Raw genomic sequence first — 15,249 nt, forward strand, 5'->3', positions numbered from 1 at the left:
GCTGGATCCGCCGTGTCATAATATCTCCTATTATCCGGTAAATGCAGCCGCACCCGGCAATCCAAACTCCCTGGCCAGAAGCCGGCAAGCCTGCAGGTTGGCTTCATAGCTGTCCAGCGCCAATGTAACCATCAGCTCGTCTACTCCATAGTCTGCGGCAAAATCAAGCAGTCTCTGCTTTACCTTCGCCGGTCCGCCCACAATCATGCGCTTGCGGTTATCAGCCATTCGCTGGCGGTCAAAGTCATCCGGCTTGTAAGCAGCCGCTTCCTCCGCCGTCGGAAATGGCGTCCTGCTCCCAAGCTTCTCAAGCAGCAGCAGACCGACATCAAGCGGCAGCGCCATCTGTTCAGCCAGCTCATCGGTTTCCGCACATACGACCATGACGCATACCCCCGCCTGTGCTTCAGAGCCGAGTGCCCCAGACCGGTAATTCTCCCGGTAGCTGCGGACAACATCCTGGCCGCCGTCCCCGTTGATGAAATGCGCAAACGAGAAACGGGCTCCCAGCTCCGCCGCCCTCCTGGCGCTGTGTCCCGTCGAACCGAGCAGCCATACATCCGGCGAGGTGTCAACAAGCGGGGTTGTGAGCAGACCATGATAACGATGGTCCTCCGGGAATCCTGCCCCAAGAAAACCGCCAAGATCATGCAGCGACTCCAGATAGCGGTCTTCACTATTGGCTGGCTTGCCATAACGCAGTGCCATACTGGCCAGCGGCATGCCTCCGGGAGCCCGTCCAATACCAAGATCAATTCTTCCGGGATACAAGCCTTCCAGAACCCGGAAGGTTTCTGCTATCTTGTACGGACTGTAGTGAGAAATCAGCACGCCGCCAGAGCCCACACGTATGGAAGCAGTCTGAGCGGCAATCGCGGCGATCAGCACCTCCGGTGCCGAGCCAACCAAACCCGGCGTGTCATGATGCTCGGAAACCCAGAACCGTGTGAAGCCCAGCTTATCCGCTTCCCGGGCAAGGCTGACTGTTTCCACGAGTGCCTGACGTGCCTTCATACCCCTGCGGACACGTGACTGATCCAGAATACTTAGTTTCAGCACGGAATTATTCTCCCTTCCTTATCCCCTATATCTCTCTTGCAGCTACCGGCACCTGTAAATTCGTCTTGCAAACCGGCCTTTCCGCAGTTTGCAGCTGTCCTCCACGATAAAGCCTGCAAGGGCTACCGCTTCCGAAATATCATCTATCGAGACAATTACCGCTGTGCCCTCTGTTATTCGGCGCAGCGCTGACAGCATCTCTGCAAGCGTATCGTCCGGCAGAACAGAGCATTTATTATATGGCAAATCGAGGATCGCGGCATCGTACCGGTTCTGTATGCCGCGCATATCCGCTGCTTTTACACGGTCTGGGTACCCGAAATATGCCAGATTGGCCCGGGCACCCCGAACGGCTAGCGGATTAAGATCATATCCCTCTATATCCACACCTATCGCCATCGCTTCAAGCAGCACGGTCCCGATTCCACAGCATGGATCAACCACACGCAAGCCCTCCGGCCGCGGTACCGCAATATTAACGAGCGCCCTTGCTGCACGGACCGGCAGAGCCGTCGAATAGGATTGCGGCTTGCTGTTATGCTTCATCCAGTCAGTCCGGGAAGCTGTATACTCACCCAGCAGCCAGCGTCCTGATACCCTGGCAGCCCCGATCAGCCGCACAGGCTTGCGCAGATCCGCATTCCCCCTAAGCTGCGCACCGATGAGCCGTTCTGTCTTCAGTCTTGTATCATAATCCAAATCATCATCGGTGCGGATAAACACAGCCTTGTACGGCTCTTCAATCGGTGCCCGCTCGCTTAGAGAATCGAGCAGCCGCTCCAGACTGTCTGCTTCCTCTGCAATATCCAGTCTTCCTTTCAAGTAGGGGCTTCTCTCCGGATCAACAAGCTGCTGGCTTACCAGATAGCCTGAACCTTCTCGGACCGGTACCCTTGTGCCGCCGAACAGCTGCCGTGCCTCCATTGCAAACAGCTCCGCCTCTTCCTCATGGCAGGCGTATAGGTACAATCGGTTCACCCGGCTCACCCCCATCCAGCCTGATTATGTATCTGCTCTTAGCTTTCACGTTCCAACTATAAAGTAAATTTGAAACAAATTAAAGAGCGGGCGATCCTGTTGGTCTCTCGACCGGACCGTCCGCTCTTCATGCTTAAGCTCAAGATTATCTCCCATCAGACGCTGTCTCCAGTATAACCTTCCTCTGGTAAGCGAACTGCGCATTAATAGACTGCTCTAATTCAAGCAGCATGTCCTTAACCGGCCGGTTGGAATCGGCCGCATCCTTGACGAATGAGGTCCACCGCTCAGAGATTGCCTTGTCAAAGGGGGATGACGTCTGCGTCTTCATGTTCGCGATGGCCTCGGCAGTGACATGCTCAAAATCCTGCCCGCCCAGCATCGGATGCCGATTCACCCAGCTGGTTGGCTGGCCCGCTGAGGATATGCCGCTGATATATTCCCAGGCAAGCTCCTTGTTATTGCTTCGGCCTGGAAGCAGAGCAATTGCCCCTCCCGTTGAACCATAAATATTCATAGGCAGTTTCGTGACACGCCACTTGCCCTTGGTCTCCGGTGCCCATTCCTCAAGCGACCCCGCCCCCCACGTTCCCAGGTAGAACATCGCCAGCCGCCCGCTGCGGAGGGCCTCCTGTCCATTCTTGTCCCACATGGACATGTTAAGAGAGAGTCCCTGCTCTGCAATCTCGCGGGATAGCTCAATCGCCGTCTCATATTCCGGTCCGGTGCGGGCAAACAGAAGACGATCATTCACGTACCCGTTTCCCCAGCCCATAATATCGGCCGGCTCACAGTCATGCTGGAAGAGGTAGATATCCTTCTTGGCCAGGGTCCGGGCGGCCTCAAGCCAGTTGTCCGGATCCTGCAGATAATCCCCCAGCTCATCTGGTTCATAGGGCAGTCCCGCTTCCTGGAACAGATCATACCTGTAGAACGTGACGGCGACCGGCAGCTCGAGCGGCAGCGCGATCCACTTGGCATCACCCAGCATCCGGTACCGCGAATGATAGTTCTCAGGTATGCGGTCTTGAATGAACTTCTCTCCAAATTGAGGCGTATTCAGGTTCTCGAGTGCCCCAAGTGTGTTGAAAGAACCCAGCATGCTGTCATCAATGATCATGACGTCCGGAGCCGTGCCATCCGCCATTGCCTCCAGGTAGGCATCTGCCGCCTCACTATGCTCGAACAGCGTAGTTTCAACTTCAACCCCCGGTCTGCTTGCCGTAAAAATATCATTATAAGCGCCTGGGTCATAGAAGCTCCAAACTTGAAGCTTGTGATCCTGAATTTCCCCGGCTGGATCTGGTGCTCCATTCAGCAATTCCACCGTTACCCGCTCTCCCCGGTATAATTCGCTTGAGCACCCGGCAGCCAGCAGCAGGAACAGTCCCGCAGCCAAGCCCATTATTCCAGTCCGTCTCAAACTAAATCCTCCTTAAGGCTGCCGCCAAGCAGCGGCTGCTGTTGTCTTAGTATCTGCTCCATATCGAACAGCGGCAGCGGCCTGCTGAAATAATAGCCCTGCAGTTCGTCGCAGTTGATCGAAGAGAGGTGTTCATATTCCTTGCTGGTCTCTACCCCTTCAGCAACAACCCGCAGGCCCATCCCGTGCGCCAGCTGGATTACCGCAGACACAATGGAGGATTTTGTCTCGTCCCAGCCGATATTCTGAATAAATGAGCGGTCAATCTTGACAGCATGCAGCGGCAAATCCTTCAGTTGGGACAAAGAGGAATAACCCGTGCCAAAATCGTCAATGGAGATGCGCACCCCCATTGCTTCAAGCTTCCGCAGCACTTCCGCAGCAGACTGCTTGTCCTGCATCAGGAAACCTTCCGTAATCTCGATCTCCAGCAGATTGGCTGCCATGCCGGTTTCATTCAGAATGGACGTAAACAGCTGCAGCAGATTCGGATTCTCGAATTGGCGGGCTGAGAAATTGACTGCCATAACAAGCTCCGGATAACCCGCAAGCTGCCACATCCTGTTCTGCCGGCAGGCCGTCCGCAGCACCCACTCGCCAATCGCATGGATGACACCCGTCTCTTCGGCAAGCGGTATGAACTTATCCGGCGGCACAATTCCGAGCTCAGGCTGCCGCCAGCGGATCAGCGCTTCAACACCGCGAAGCTCTCCAGTTGCTGTGCATACCCGGGGCTGGTAGAACAATTCGAATTCTTCCAGTTCAAGCGCCTTGTGAAGATTGTTCTCCAGCTGCAGCCGCTCAATCAGACGCGCCTGCATGCTCGCGGAGAAAAATTCGTAACGCCTTCCGCCCGCCCCCTTAGCTGCATACATGGCTGCATCTGCATTCTTGACAATCTCATCGCCGCTATCGCCATCATCCGGATAAACACTGATGCCAATGCTGGTGTGAATATACAGCTCATGTTCACCCAGGAATATAGCTCTCTGAAATGCCTCCAGTATTTCCTCGGCTACCTTGGCCATAAGGACGCGGCTTGTCCCGTTCATCAGGATAACAAACTCATCTCCCCCGAGACGGCAGACTGTCATATCTCCATGAATAAGCCTCCGCTCCTGCTGAATGGCTTCAAGCCGGGCGCCAAACTCCTTCAAGAGCATATCCCCTACCGCATGGCCGAGCGTATCATTAATCTGCTTGAAACGGTCGATATCCATAAACAGGACACCTATCAATCCATCAGATGCCGTTGATTCATGGTTCGCGATCAGCGTACTGAGCAGGCTGGTAAAGCACAACCGGTTGGGCAGACCAGTAAGGACATCGTGATAAGCAAGCTGCTGCATCTTCGCCTCGGACACTGCCAGCTTATCTGTCTGGATTCGCAGCGACTGGTACAGCCTTTCGGATTCATCCAGCATTCTGGTTACATTCTCGGACATATCCGCAAAGTTGTTAATGAGCAGACTCACTTCCTCCACCCCGCTGGAGGGCCACTTAACCTTCTCATGATTATGAAGCTTCTCAGGCAGACCCGAGGTAATGCCAGCCAGCTTGCGGAGGCCTCCCGTCACATACCGCCCTGTGTATATGCTGAAGAATGACATCAGAATGACAAAGATCAAGATCCCGACATAATTAATCAGATATAACGTAATCAGGTCAGCCGCATACAGCTGCATTGGCACACGTATCTGCAGAGAGAAAGGGGTCACCGGCAGCTTGGACGTATGAATGTACACGGCTTCCTTCCAAGCATCCACGACAAAAGGCGTTCGGTTGTTATCCGGGAATTGAATATAGAAGTTCTCCGCAAGCCGGTAGACGATTCCTTCCAGCTTCCAGTCTTCCCCTGCACCCGTCAGTCTCTTCTGACTGCCGACCAGTATATCCTGTTCCTGATCCAGCAGGCCCATGGAGATCATCGGCTCATTATCAGCCTTTACCATAACATCCCGCAGCTTGCCGATCTCCGCTATGGATTCCAGCTGAAGAGCCCGCAGCTCCTGCTGCGGCCAGGTGTTCAGCTCATCAGCAATATAAGCAGCAATCGCTCCGGAACGCTGAAGCGCTTTTTGATCCAAATCCGACGTATGGAAGATGCTCCCCGAAAGAATGAATACGATGAAAGGAAACATGGATGCCGCCATTGTCAGCTGGAATAAGATCTGGCCTAGAGGTACACGGCTGCGGCTGTATACCCCCTCGTTAATCCACTTCCGGGCCGGAATATAGGCAAGAAGTATGTTGGCAATCAGGGCATTAAAGGCCCCATTCACAGCAGATTTACTGACATAGATGGTGATGGCTGCATTCAGTTCCCTATTAAAGCTGAAGTACAGGATGAATAGAATAGGGGCAGCAATAAACAGCCAGTACTGGAGATCGAGAATAAATAAATTTCTTCGCCTCCTCCTGAGGAGGAGCCCGACAGCGGCCACTTCTACAATCAGCAGGAAGACGAGTGAGGAATTGCCGCCAAAGAAGTAGGAGATGACGGCCACCACAGCAGCCCCTGCCACTGCGGTCCGGATATTGTATAAGAGAAGAATCAGCAGAAGAAATATACTGCTGAAGGTGATATTGAGCCCAAAGATCATGGGAATCCGCAGCAGTTCACCCGCCGCACCCAGTATAACCAGCAGAGCAAAATAAAAAATTCTCCTGGAGTGGAGGTTCATCTTCCTCGTATCAAACATAGTCATCTTCCCGTCTGTATTATCGATTGTTCGTGCTGTGTAAGGAAAGAAACGTTACGTACCGGAAACCCAAATTTTGGAGCTACAGGATAACCAGCAGTCTATGAAAGCGATTAAGAAATGAGCGTCGGCAGCTGAATGGAGCATTAGGGTCCTGCCTGGTGCGGTTGTTCAGCAAAATGGAATAATATACAATTATAATAGATTACGGAAATAGCAACGTATTATATTATTGGAAGGGTTTCTCTATCTACTATTCTAGCATAGGAATTTCGGCCTATGGAAGCAAAATGTTGATCAACCACAATAAATGAAAAGAGGGCAGTCCCTAAGTCGATTTTGACTTGTGGGACTGCCCTTGCTTCACTTAGCAGCAGCCAGTTAAAGCCTTGCTGCTCTAGCTCTTCAGGATCTCTTCTATGGCATTAAGCTCTTCTGTGCTAAACTCCAAATTATTCAAGGCAGCTACACTGTCCTCAATCTGGCTGACACGGCTGGCGCCGATAAGCGCCGAGGTGACGCGTCCTCCACGGAGCACCCAAGCCAGCGCAAGCTGTGCGAGCGATTGGCCCCGGTTTGATGCAATATCATTAAGCTTGCGGAGCTTCTCCACGAGTTCTGGCGTAATCTGGCTCTCCTGCAGGAAGACCGATGGTCTTGCCGCACGGGAATCTTCCGGGATTCCATTCAGGTACTTGTTCGATAGAAGTCCCTGGGCAAGCGGGCTGAACACGATGCTGCCCACCCCGTTGTCAGCCAGCACGTCCTGCAGTCCATCCTCGATCCAGCGGTTGAACATGCTGTACGACGGCTGATGAATGACGATTGGCGTTCCAAGACGGTCCGCAATCTTGATCGCCTCCGCCGCCTGCTCCGCACTGTAGTTGGAAATTCCCGCGTACAGCGCCTTGCCCTGGCGTACAATCAAGTCGAGAGCGCCAATCGTTTCCTCCATTGGCGTGTTCGGGTCCGGACGGTGATGGTAGAAGATGTCGACATAATCGAGCTTCATCCGCTTCAGGCTCTGGTTGAGACTCGCCACAAGATACTTCTTCGAGCCCCATTCCCCATAAGGACCTTCCCACATATAATAGCCTGCCTTGGTCGAGATGATCATCTCGTCCCGGTATGGCGCGAAGTCATTCTGCATCATGACGCCAAACATTTCCTCAGCGGAACCGGCCGGCGGGCCGTAGTTGTTGGCAAGGTCAAAATGCGTGATGCCGAGGTCGAAGGCGCGGCGCAGCATCGCACGGCCGTTCTCAAACGTGTCTACACCGCCGAAATTATGCCACAGGCCCAGCGAGATCGCGGGCAGCAGCAGGCCGGAGCGGCCGCAGCGGTTGTATTTCATGGATTCGTAACGATTGGATTCAGCTTGATAAACCATAGGTTTCCTGTCTCCTCTCAAATTGGCTGTTGGGATTGGCTTTCAAGACGCATGGTGTACGGAACAGCCGCAGGACGGCCTTCCTTCTGGCGGTATACCATGAGCAGGAGCGTATCCGCATCCTTGCTGACCTTTCCTGCATGCAAGTAGTGCTCCAGGTCAAACGGCAGGCGCTCGATAACGGCATGCTTGTGAAGCTCCCGCTCGGCAAGTCCGACTACAGCAAAATCCCCGGATACATCCTCCGGATGGTCGGTAAGCTGCTTCATCCAGCCTGCCTGCTCCTGCTTGTCCATCTCGAAGGACCACCAGACCTTGCGCGGCTTGTAATTGTGGTTCAGGAAATAATCGTACTTCATCAGTCCGAGCACGACATCAAGGTCAAGCCTTGAGGCAGCTTCCGAGCCTGAAGCCTTGTACTCCGCCAGAAAGCTCCATAGTCTTGCGAATAAATCCTCCAGCTGGTGGCCGATTCTCTGCCAGCCCCGTTCCTCCCAATAATCCCCGAACTGCTGAAAGAAGTCAAATGGCGAATCAAATACCTGCTCGACAAGATGAAGCAGCGTATGGTCCATCCTGTGGGCGTTCCAGTACTTCTCCAGCACATCCTCCACCCGCTTGATGCGGATGATATCATCGAACGGCAGCAGGTTGTTGCCGAGAATTTCATAGGGAGCACGGTCCATAAAAATATAGCCATACTTTTCGGCATCAAGCCTCATGCCCGTTCCGCGCAGCATCTTGAGGAAGCCCAGCTGAAGCTCCTCCGGCCGCAGGGCAAACACATCATTGAATGTTTTACGGAACGTATTATAATCCTCGTGAGGCAGGCCGGCGATCAAATCCAGATGCTGGTCAATCTTACCGCTCTCCTTCACCTTGACCACGGTACGGGTGAGCTTCGTAAAGTTCTGCCGCCGCTGAACCGCCTCATTAGTGATGTCGTTGGTGGACTGCACGCCAATCTCAAAGCGGAATATGCCGGGAGGCGCATGCTCGGCGAGATAATCCAGCACTTCGGGCCGCATAATATCGGCTGTTATCTCAAACTGAAAGACGCAGCCCTGGTGATTCTCAATCAGGAAGCGGAACATCTCAAGCGCGTAGTCTCGCTTAATGTTAAAGGTGCGGTCTACAAACTTGATCAGCTTGGCGCCCTTGCCGATCAGATAGAGAATATCCGCTTTGGTGCGCTCAATATCGAAGTAGCGGACACCAACTTCAATGCTCGACAGACAGAACTGGCAGCTGAACGGGCAGCCCCGGCTTGTCTCAAAGTATACGACGCGGTTCGCCAGCGTCGGTTCATCCTCGGGAAAACGGTGAGGCGACGGGAGCGTCGCCAGATCAAGCTTCGGCCTTGGCGGATTGATCCGGATTTCCATCGTTCCGTCTGGAAGCTCCTTGCGGTAAGCCGCGCCGAACACCATATGATATTTGCCGCTTCCAGCGATTTCGGTCAGCAGGTGGTGGAAGGTCTCTTCCCCTTCACCCACGACGATGTAATCCACCTGCGGGAGACGCTCCATCCAGAAGCCCGTATCGTAGCTGACCTCCGGCCCGCCAAGAATGATGCGGGTCTCCGGCATGATTTTCCTCAGCATATCAATAACCGTTATGGTCTCTTCGATGTTCCAGATGTAGCAGGAGAAGCCGACAACCTTCGGCTTCCGGGCGTACAGGTCAGACACGATGTTCATGACCGGGTCCTTGATCGTGTATTCTGCGATGTCGATATCGAAATCCCGCTCACTGTATGCTTTCAGGCAGCGGAGAGCAAGCGACGTGTGAATGTATTTTGCGTTAAGCGTGGCAAGTACCACTTTCATATTAGGTCCCTCTTTTGTTAGGCAAGTTACGTACATTGTACCGAATACCCGGCGAAAAAAGAAGAGCAGGCCCTCTGGGGGCCTGCTCTGTCCGGTATGGCGAATCTGCTGTTCGCCTAGTCACGCACCTTGATATGAAGTCGTTCCAGAATTTGCATGTCGATGATCGGATACCTGACCTGCCACTTGCCGCTCTGCGTCTGGGTGACCTCGCTGGTCTCAAAGCCCCGCGGCTTGGCATTGAAAGTTTGTTCGTAATAAACAAGGAACTGGATTTTCTCGTTTGGCAGCATACGCTTAAGCTCAGCACCCAGATTAAGAGCCCAAAGGCGCAGTTCATTCGAAGCCTTATCTCCATAGATCATGTAGAAGCCCGGGTCCATCACGGTGGAAATGACCAGCCAGCCTTCGGCATCGCGCGAGACATTCCACTTCTCAAGATCAGCATAACCCTGCGTTGTCATGATCTCGCTGTACTGCTCATTCAGCAGCGCTGCGATATCCTCTGTTGAAGCATTCTTAAGCGTCGCAGGCAGCTTCGAAGGCAGGAATGCAATGGAGGCCGGCTGTTTCTTGACCTCTTCCAGATCCTCCGCGAGCCACTGATAATACAAAATCGATACAGCAAAGTTCAGGTCAGCTACTGTGTCCTCAATGCCGGATGAAGTAATGCCGATTAGCTCGCCGTATTCATTGAACAGTGCGCCGCCCGAACTTCCGTGGTCGATCGGCACGCTGATTTGCAGATAGCGAATACCGCCATTATTGACAAAATTGCTGATCAATCCTTCGGATATCGTGTTCTGCATACCGAGCGGGCTGCCGATGGCATACACGCGGTCGCCCTTGCGGGAACTTATCCAGGAGCCAATCTTAACAGGCTCAACCCCGATTGGCTCAGTCGTACGGATGATCGCCATGTCTGCCGATTCGTCATAGACAGCAACCCCTTGAATGTCGAGCTGGCTGCCGTCATTCAGCAGGATTTGCCCCTTAGTTGCGCCCAGCATGACATGGTAGTTCGTTAGAATCCATTGATCACCGATAACAACCCCGCTGCCTTGGCCGTAATCCGTCATGATCATGACGACCTTATCATCATTGAGCTCAACGATCTGCGCCGGTGTCAGAGGCTTCGCTGCAGGCTTGGCCGGACTTGCCGTCCCCGCATTCGCTTCATTGTCTCTCTGAGCTGCATACTGGTATTCCAGCGACTCTATTGTTATCGTTCTCGTCTTCGCATTCCACGAAATATCCGCACCGAATGCTTCGCTTATGAAGCGCAGCGGCACCATCGCAGAACCGCCAATCACTTCCGCCGGAGCACTGAGCTTAACGGATTTGCCGTTAATCACGGCAGTAGACGATCCAACCCGGAGTGTTACGGTCGTTCTTCCTTTGCTCGCAATGATTGTCTTCGTCTGCTGTTCCCATGTCACCTGCGCCTTCAAGGCGTTAAACACCGGACGCATAGGAACCAGCGTAGTGCCCTTCTTCTGCACGGGCGCCTGGCTGAAGGCCAGCTTCTTGCCGTCAACATAGACGGTGATGTCAGACTTGCTGCTTACAGACTGCGCTGCAGCTGCTGCCGCTTGCGGTACCGCCGCCTGGACCGGCAGGGCGACAACCGCCGCTGTGAATAGCGTTGCCATTACTCTCTTGACTGTTGTTATCATGTGTCAGCGCATCCCCCAAAGTTTCTCCTATTTATCCCAATCCTCTCATCCTAGCATCCTGCCCTTTCATTTGTCCAGCGGCAAATAGAGGGCCGGCGGCTAGGATTACTCCCATTTAAATACTAGACTAGCTGCAATAAAAGCAGCCGCAAGCCAGCCGCCCAGCACTAGCGCCTCAACCCACACTTCCCCGATTCCCGCTCCCACGTTCATGACCTGCCGCAGACCTGTGCTCAGGTGTGTGATCGGAATTGCCTTCACAATAGGCTGCATGAAGGCCGGCATATCGCTGACCGGGAAGAATATACCGCCAAGGAATAATAGCGGAAAGGAGACAAAGCCGGCAATCGGACCCGCGCTTTCGGGCGTTCGCGCCAGCCCCGCGATAATAAAGCCGATCGCCATGAAGGCCAGCGTGCCGAGCAGCACGAACCCGAGCAGCAGCAGCCAGCTCCCGTTCATCTGCGCGCCGAAGACGAAGATCCCCAGCAGCAGCACGATGAGCGCCTGTGAGCCGTTCATCAGCAGCCGCGCTGTAATCTGGGCTGCGATGAAGGTAGACGGCCGCAGCGGTGTGCTCTGCATTCTGCGCAGGATGCCCCGCTCCCGCCAGGATGCGATCTGCCCGGCAACTCCGTTCAAGTTGTTCGACATGATCATCATCGCCACAATGCCCGGAACGATGAAGTCCAGGAAGGTGAGGTTCAGCGACTGCACGCCAACCGGCTCTACCGCAACGACCGGACTATACTCGACGACAGCCTTGCTGACTTCATCAGCGGCCTGAGCTGCGGCATTAAGCGCGGACATCGACTTGGATGCCTGCGTTTGATCATAGTAGACCGTCAGGCTGCCCGCCGGGCTGTCAGAGACGCCGCTGTGTTGCCCCGTTACAGCGGCTTCCACGGTATCCCCGAAGCCAGCCGGGATGATGATCAGCACCTGCTTCGTGCCATGCCGCAGCTCTTCCAAGGCGGCCTCGCGGTCCTTCGCCTGCTCCAGCTTCAAGACGGCCTTCTGCTCTTCAAGAGCCGCTAGAACCTGGGCGGAGCGTTCGCTGCCGTCCTCATCGATCCAGTAGCCTTCGACCGCTCCGCCGCTGCCGTTGCCCATGAAGGTTCCCAGCATGAAGATGAAGACGACGGGAAAGAACAGCGTCCAGAACAGCACCTGCCGGTTGCGCCCGAACAGCCGCAGCTGGGCGAGCGTCAGTTGAATGTACGGTTTCATTCTTCTCTCAGGCTCCTTCCTGTCATCTGAATGAATACATCCTCCAGTGTGGCGGTGCGGGTCTGCAGGTCAGTCAAGGCCAGACCCTCCTGCTCGGCAAAGGCAATCAGTCCGGTCAGCGAGCGCTGCAGCGCATCCGTATACAAGACCCAGCTTTCCTTGCGGAACTCAATCCGGCGCACGCCGTCGATCGTTTCCAGCCGTTCAGCCAGTCTCTCAGCTGAGGGATGGTCTGCTCCCGCCGCATGATCTCCGGCAGGCAGACGGAATTCAATGGCGCTCTCCGATGCCAGGCTGCTGATCAGATTGGCTGGCGTGTCCAGCGCCACGATCTTCCCCTGATCCATCAGGCAGATCCGGTCGGCAAGGATCCGTGCTTCATCCATGTAGTGAGTGCTGAGCACAATCGTCTTGCCTTCATCCCGCAGCCGCAGCACAATATCCCACAGCGTGCGGCGGGCCTGCGGATCAAGCCCCGTCGTCGGCTCATCCAGGAACACCACCTGCGGACTGTGAACGATCGCAAGCGCAATAGCAAGCCGCTGCTTCTGCCCGCCGGACAGGTGCTTGACCCTCCCATTCAGCTTGTCGCCAAGGATCATGCTTTCGAGCAGCGGTTCAATAGGCACGGTCGGCGTATTGTAGAAGCTCGCATACATGCGGGTAATTTCGCGGACGGTCAGCAAGTCGAACAGCGACGTCGCCTGCAGCTGTACGCCGATCACTTCCTTGACCTTGGCCAGCTGCGATCTGGTGTCATAGCCCGCCACGCGGGCATAGCCGTCATCCGGCCGGCGCAGCCCTTCGATCATCTCCATCGTAGTCGTCTTGCCGGCACCGTTCGGTCCGAGCAGACCGAAGATTTCTCCACGCTTCACATCAAAATCAATGCCCTTCACAACGGTATCCCCGCCGTACCGCTTGGTAAGCCCCCGCACCTCAATGATCGCCTCGGCTTCAGAGCCGCCGACAGGATGCTGCCGCTCCGTTTTCTGTGCTGTCTCCACTTCTGTCCCCTCCCTTAATCTATCGTCCAGTTAGCAACAGTTTCATTATAGCAGTCCTGAATCGAGGTGGAAACGAATGGCAGGCCATTGAAGATTTAGGGCAAAGGCCTGGCCGAACAATCAGCTTTATAGGGAGGGCGTATTAAGGGCAGGCTGAAGCCACTGGCTAATGGAAGCGACAATGCGGTTTATGCTATAGTGAGAGCACCTGAAGATCCAACGAAATGGAGCGTAATAATGGATTCCAAACCGAATGCAAAACATGGCTTTAAACATAAATCGAAAGCTTCTAAGTCCGCGAAAACGGATGCAAAGAGCCCTGCCACAGCCCGGTCAGCAGAGTCAAGGACCGGTGAGCAGCGCGGGAAGGCCGGACAGACGAGCCTACGCCAGTCTTCCGGTGGACAAGGCCAGGCGGCGGGCCGTGGCGGAAGTGATAATAAGCGGAGGACCGCAGGAAGCAAGCCGGCCCATCCTGGCCGTGCAGCGGCTCCCGCTTCGGCGGATGAGGTCAAAGTCGGGGACAAGCTGGTCGTGACGATCAAGCGGCTTGGCATCAACGGTGAAGGCGTCGGCTACTACAAGCGCAAGGCCGTATTCATCGACGGCGCTCTGCCGGATGAGGTGGTCAAAGCCACCGTCACAGCCGCGGAACCGAAGCGGCTGGTCGCCAGGCTGACGGAGATTGAGCGGCAATCTCCGCACCGCATTGCACCGCCGTGTCCGGTCTACGACACGTGCGGCGGCTGCCAGCTCCAGCATATGGCCTATGAAGGCCAGCTGCTGGCGAAGGAGGAGATCGTGCGCGAGGCCTTCACCCGCTACGCACGCATCGACCGGGACGCGCTGCCCCTGCGTCCCGTGCTTGGGATGGAAGCGCCTTGGAGCTACCGCAACAAGGCGCAGCTGCAAGCCGGCCCGGGCCCCGGCGGGCGGCTTGCCCTTGGCTTGTACGAGCCGGGCAGCCGCCGGCTCGTGGACATTACGGGGTGCGCCGTGCAGCACCCCGGCATTAACGCTGCCGCCGCCAAGGTGCGGCAGCTGGCCGACCGGCTCGGCGTGCCGGTCGGTACAGGCAGCCGCGGCGGCCTGCGCACGATCGTGCTGCGCGTCGCCCCGCATTCGGGCGAGCTGCAGCTGACGCTCGTCGCGGCGGCGGAGCAGTTCGACCGCTCGGACGAGCTGGTGCGGCTCGTGCAGGAGCACATTCCCGAAATTACGTCGATTTCGGTCAACATCAACCCCGGTACCTCGCCGCTCATCTTCGGCGAACGCACCGAGCTGCTTTGGGGCAAGCCCGCTCTTGGCGTCTCACTGGGCGAGCTGCAGTTCGACCTGTCGCCTCGGGCCTTCTTCCAGCTTAATCCGGAGCAGACCGTGAAGCTCTACGAGTCGGTGAAAGAAGCTGCCTCTCTTACCGGAAGAGAGACCGTTGTCGATGCCTACTGCGGTACGGGTACCATAGGACTGTGGCTCGCGCCCTTCGCCAAGGAAGTGCGCGGCATTGAGATCATCGAGGAAGCGATCGAGGATGCGAGGCGCAACGCGGAGCTGAACGGCCGGGAGAATGCCAGCTTCTATGCAGGCAAAGCTGAGGAGCTTCTTCCCCGCTGGGTCAAGCAGGGCTACCGCCCGGATGTGATCGTCGTGGACCCGCCGCGCACTGGCTGCGATCCCGCTCTGCTCCAAGCGATCGTCAAGACCAAGCCGAAGCGCATGGTCTACGTATCCTGCAACCCTTCCACGCTTGCCAAGGATTGCAGCTATCTGCTGGAGAACGGCTTCGAGCTGAAGTGGGTCCAACCGGTTGATATGTTCCCGCAGACGAGTCATGTGGAGTGCTGTACGCTGTTAGTACGGAAGGATAATTAAATTCGAGATGTATTGGCCGAAAGTGTTAAGAGGGGTGGCGGACCCCTCTTTTGTGTTTGGCTCTTACCTTACAGTGGTGATTC

The 15,249-nt window shown here is 55.5% G+C and carries 10 protein-coding genes; 1 reads left to right on the forward strand and 9 read right to left on the reverse strand.

Features of this window, described 5'->3' with window-relative positions:
- Nucleotides 1–30: 30 nt before the first annotated feature.
- From DNH61_RS17285 to DNH61_RS17325, 9 genes are all read right to left on the reverse strand, one after another.
- Entirely contained in the window at nt 31–1,059 is a 1,029-nt protein-coding gene (locus DNH61_RS17285; RefSeq protein WP_111147925.1) for an LLM class flavin-dependent oxidoreductase, read from the reverse strand.
- A gap of 42 nt (nt 1,060–1,101) precedes the next feature.
- Nucleotides 1,102–2,037 carry a TRM11 family SAM-dependent methyltransferase gene (locus DNH61_RS17290; protein ID WP_245948222.1) on the reverse strand — a complete coding sequence of 312 codons (936 nt, stop codon included), beginning with the start codon at nt 2,035–2,037 and terminating at the stop codon, nt 1,102–1,104.
- Between the two features lie 145 nt (nt 2,038–2,182).
- Nucleotides 2,183–3,460 (reverse strand): ABC transporter substrate-binding protein, encoded by a 1,278-nt coding sequence (locus DNH61_RS17295; protein WP_146241068.1) that lies wholly within the window; start codon nt 3,458–3,460, stop codon nt 2,183–2,185.
- Nucleotides 3,457–6,162 carry a putative bifunctional diguanylate cyclase/phosphodiesterase gene (locus DNH61_RS17300; protein WP_181438757.1) on the reverse strand — a complete coding sequence of 902 codons (2,706 nt, stop codon included), beginning with the start codon at nt 6,160–6,162 and terminating at the stop codon, nt 3,457–3,459. Before DNH61_RS17300 ends, DNH61_RS17295 begins: the two co-directional genes overlap by 4 nt.
- Nucleotides 6,163–6,559: 397 nt before the next feature.
- Complete coding sequence (mgrA, locus tag DNH61_RS17305) at nt 6,560–7,552, reverse strand: L-glyceraldehyde 3-phosphate reductase (RefSeq protein WP_111147929.1); 993 nt, start codon at nt 7,550–7,552, stop codon at nt 6,560–6,562.
- Nucleotides 7,553–7,569: 17 nt separating this feature from the next.
- The gene (locus DNH61_RS17310; protein ID WP_111147930.1) at nt 7,570–9,381 is read right to left on the reverse strand and encodes a B12-binding domain-containing radical SAM protein; all 1,812 of its coding nucleotides are present in this window, start codon (nt 9,379–9,381) and stop codon (nt 7,570–7,572) included.
- Nucleotides 9,382–9,497: 116 nt separating this feature from the next.
- A complete protein-coding gene (locus tag DNH61_RS17315; protein WP_111147931.1) occupies nt 9,498–11,057 on the reverse strand; it encodes a stalk domain-containing protein in 1,560 nt (519 codons plus the stop codon).
- 105 nt (nt 11,058–11,162) lie between these two features.
- On the reverse strand, nt 11,163–12,287 hold the full coding sequence (locus DNH61_RS17320; RefSeq protein WP_111147932.1) for an ABC transporter permease: 1,125 nt from the start codon (nt 12,285–12,287) through the stop codon (nt 11,163–11,165).
- Nucleotides 12,284–13,294, reverse strand: a complete 1,011-nt coding sequence (locus DNH61_RS17325) for an ABC transporter ATP-binding protein (RefSeq protein ID WP_111147933.1) — start codon at nt 13,292–13,294, stop codon at nt 12,284–12,286. The genes DNH61_RS17320 and DNH61_RS17325 overlap by 4 nt, the downstream gene beginning before the upstream one ends.
- A 237-nt stretch (nt 13,295–13,531) precedes the next feature.
- Between DNH61_RS17325 and rlmD the strand changes: the two genes are divergently transcribed.
- Nucleotides 13,532–15,166: a 23S rRNA (uracil(1939)-C(5))-methyltransferase RlmD gene (rlmD, locus tag DNH61_RS17330; RefSeq protein ID WP_111147934.1), complete on the forward strand. Its 1,635-nt coding sequence runs from the start codon at nt 13,532–13,534 to the stop codon at nt 15,164–15,166.
- Nucleotides 15,167–15,249: the final 83 nt, after the last annotated feature.

It is taken from the genome of Paenibacillus sambharensis, assembly GCF_003233845.1.
Lineage (GTDB): Bacteria > Bacillota > Bacilli > Paenibacillales > Paenibacillaceae > Paenibacillus_I > Paenibacillus_I sambharensis.

Coding starts and splice junctions, on each gene's coding strand:
- DNH61_RS17300 (WP_181438757.1), bottom strand. CDS start 6,162: ATGTTTGATACGAGGAAGATGAACCTCCACTCCAGGAGAATTTTTTAT.
- mgrA (WP_111147929.1), bottom strand. CDS start 7,552: ATGGTTTATCAAGCTGAATCCAATCGTTACGAATCCATGAAATACAAC.
- DNH61_RS17310 (WP_111147930.1), bottom strand. CDS start 9,381: ATGAAAGTGGTACTTGCCACGCTTAACGCAAAATACATTCACACGTCG.
- DNH61_RS17315 (WP_111147931.1), bottom strand. CDS start 11,057: ATGATAACAACAGTCAAGAGAGTAATGGCAACGCTATTCACAGCGGCG.
- DNH61_RS17320 (WP_111147932.1), bottom strand. CDS start 12,287: ATGAAACCGTACATTCAACTGACGCTCGCCCAGCTGCGGCTGTTCGGG.
- rlmD (WP_111147934.1), top strand. CDS start 13,532: ATGGATTCCAAACCGAATGCAAAACATGGCTTTAAACATAAATCGAAA.